Origin of the sequence: Streptomyces sp. URMC 123 (assembly GCF_051386515.1) — a bacterium.
In the GTDB taxonomy this organism is placed as follows: domain Bacteria; phylum Actinomycetota; class Actinomycetes; order Streptomycetales; family Streptomycetaceae; genus Streptomyces.
In genome coordinates, this window is record NZ_JBPQTV010000813.1 from 1 (window position 1) to 207 (window position 207).

The 207-nt window shown below is 67.1% G+C and carries 1 protein-coding gene; it reads right to left on the minus strand.

All coding sequences use genetic code 11. The annotated features are described in order from the left end of the window. Positions 1-207 (minus strand): NPCBM/NEW2 domain-containing protein (locus ACSNOD_RS32100; protein WP_436770557.1); only part of this gene is annotated, 207 nt, incomplete at both ends.

Below are 207 nucleotides of genomic sequence, written 5' to 3' on the forward strand. Positions count from 1 at the left end.
GACCCCGACCATCGCCTCGTACGCCGTGCACGAGCGATTCAGGTCGATGATCACCGAGGACGAGGTGTGGACGCTCACCCCGCCGGCGTAGCGCGTGCCGCCGATCGACATTCCCGAGCGCTGCCAGATCCAGGAACTCTCGCCGAGCCGCACCTCCGGCTCCGTGCCGTCGCCCACCACATCGAAGAACAGCTGGTTGACGGGGTA